General features: G+C 77.4%; 1 protein-coding gene. It reads right to left on the reverse strand.

Going from position 1 to position 2,859, the window contains the following annotated elements:
• On the reverse strand, positions 1 to 2,859 hold a 2,859-nt coding region (locus GTY84_RS31430), incomplete at both ends, for a type I polyketide synthase (protein ID WP_161229832.1).

Here is a 2,859-nt window from a genome sequence, read left to right on the forward strand (position 1 = left end):
ACCCCCGCCGCCATCACGGCATCCGACGCGTCGGAGTCGGCACCGAGGAGCTCGGTGCGCAGGTAGCGGGTGAGGGCCAGGGGGGTGGGGTGGTCGAAGACCAGGGTGGCGGGCAGCCGCAGCCCGGTGGCCTGACTCAGCCGGTTCCGCAGTTCGACGGCGGTCAGCGAGTCGAAGCCGAGCTCCTTGAAGGGGCGTTCGGGCTCGACCTGGTCGGGCGAGGCATGGCCGAGGACGGTGGCGACCTGGGCGCGTACGAGGTCGCCCAGGGCGCGGTCCTGCTCGGCCGCGGGGAGCCCGTGCAGGGTGGCGGCCAGGGCGGAGGCACGCTCGGCGGGTGCTGCGGAGGAGGCGCCGGGGCCGCTGTGGGCCGCGCGGACGGGGGCCTTGACCAGCCCGCGCAGCAGGGCGGGGACCTTGCCCTCGGCCGCCTGGACGCGCAGTCCCGCGTGGTCCAGCGGCGCCGGGAAGAGGACGTCTGCTCCGGCCGCGCAGCCGGCGTCGAACAGGGCGAGTCCGGTGGCGGCGTCCATGGCGAGGAGGCCCATGCGGCGGATCCGCGCGAGGTCGGTGGAGTCCAGCTTGCCGGTCATGCCGCTGCCGTCGGCCCACAGGCCCCAGGCCAGGGACACGGCGGCCAGGCCGGCCGCGTGGCGCTGCTGGGCGAGGGCATCGAGGAAGGCGTTCGCGGCGGCGTAGTTGGCCTGGCCGGCGCCGCCGAGGGTGGCGGAGACGGACGAGAACAGCACGAACGCGGACAGGTCCATGGCGCTGGTGAGCTCGTGCAGGTGCAGGGCGGCGTCGGCCTTCGGGCGCAGCGCGGCGTCGAAGTGCGACGGGTCGAGAGCGGCGAGGGAGCCGTCCGCCGTCACCCCGGCCGCGTGGACGACGGCGGTGAGCGGGTGCTCGGCGGGGACGGCGGCCAGTACCTCGGCGAGGGCGGCGCGGTCGGCGGTGTCGCAGGCGGTGATGGTGACCTCGGCGCCGAGGGCGGTGAGTTCGGCCTCGAACTCGGCGGCGCCTTCGGCGGCGGGGCCCCGGCGGCCGGTGAGCAGGAGGTGGCGGACGCCGTGCTCGGTGACGAGGTGGCGGGCGACGAGCCGGCCGAGGGTGCCGGTGGCTCCGGTGACCAGGACGGTGCCTTCGGCGGGGAAGACCTGGCCCTGGGGGGCCGCGTCGGCCGGGCGTCCGGTGTGGGGGGTCAGGCGCGGCAGCAGGACGGCGTCGCCGCGCGCGGCGAGCTGGGGTTCGCCGGTGGCCAGGGCGGCCCGCAGGGCTTCCCGGCCGGGTCCGGCGGCCGGGTCGAGGCCCGGCTCCAGGTCGAGGAGGACGAAGCGGCCGGGGTTCTCCGACTGGGCGGTGCGGAGCATGCCCCAGACGGCGGCCTGGGCCGGGTCCAGCGCGCCCCGCTCGGCGGGGGTGGTCGCGACCGCGTGGCGGGTGACGACGACGAGCGGGGTCCGGTCGGGGCGTTCCTCGGCGAGCCACCGCTGGATCACGGCGAGCATCCGGTGGGTGGTGGCCCGTACGGCTTCGGCCGCGTTCTGCGGGGCCGCGTCGGGGTCCGGGGCGGCGAGGGCCACCACGCAGTCGGGTTCGGGGGTGTCGGCGGGCGCCTGGACGGGGGTCCAGTCGAGGCGGAGGAGCGTGTCGGTGCGGGGGGCCGCCGCCGCGCGCAGCCGGTCGGCGGAGACCGGGCGCAGGACGAGGGCGTCGACGGAGGCGAGGGTCTGCCCCGCCGTGTCGGTGACCAGGACGGAGACGGTGTCCGGGCCGGCCGGGGTCAGCCGGACGCGTACGGCGGGGGCGCCGGCGGCGTGCAGGGTGACTCCGCTCCAGGAGAAGGGGAGCAGGCCCTGGCCGGTGGCGGTGCCGGACAGCAGGCCGAGCCAGGAGGCGTGGAGGGCGGCGTCGAGGAGGGCCGGGTGCAGCCCGAAGGCGCCCGCGTCGGGTGCGGTGGGTGCGGGCAGGGCCGCCGCCGCGTACAGGGAGTCGCCGAGCCGCCAGGCCTCCGTGAGACCGCGGAAGCCCGGGCCGTAGCCGAAGCCCAGGTCGTCGAGGAGCTCGTAGAGGTGGTCGGTGGCGACGGGTTCGGCGCCGCGCGGGGGCCAGGCCGCGAGCTCGGGTGCGGCCGGGGGCCGGGCCGCGGGCGGCTCGGGGGTCAGGGTGCCGCCCGCGTGTCGCGTCCAGTCGGCGGAAGTCGCGGGGTCCTCGGGGCGGGAGTGGAGCTCCAGGGTGCGGCGGCCCTCGGGGCCGGGGGCGCCGATGGTGAGGCGGAGTTGGACGCCGCCGTGTTCGGGCAGGACGAGCGGGGCCTCCAGGGTGAGGTCCTCCACGTGGGCGCAGTCCGCTTCCTGCCCGGCCCGCAGGGCCAGTTCGACGAAGGCGGTACCGGGGACGAGGACGGTTCCGGAGACGGTGTGGTCGGCGATCCAGGGGTGGGTGGCGAGGGAGAGCCGGCCGGTGAGCACGGCGGAGCCGTCCGGGAGCACGACGGTGGCGCCCAGGAGGGGATGTTCGGTGTCGGTGACGCCGATGGCGGTGGGGTCGGCGGCGGCCGGGACGCGCAGCCAGTAGGTCTCGCGCTGGAAGGGGTAGGTGGGCAGGTCGACGCGGCGGGCGCCGCGCCCGGCGAAGAAGGCCTCCCAGTCGACGGGGGTGCCGCGGACGTGGAGGTGGGCCAGAGCGGTGGTGACTGCCAGGTCCTCGCCACGGTCGGCCCGCAGGACCGGAACGGTGACGGTCCGCTCCCCCACGAGCTCCTGGGCCAGGGCGGTCAGGACGCCGCCGGGGCCGATCTCCAGGAAGGTCCGCACCCCTTCGAGGGCCAGGAAGTCGACGGCGTCGGCGAAGCGGACG

Origin of the sequence: Streptomyces sp. SID8352 (assembly GCF_009862265.1) — a bacterium.
In the GTDB taxonomy this organism is placed as follows: Bacteria; Actinomycetota; Actinomycetes; order Streptomycetales; family Streptomycetaceae; genus Streptomyces.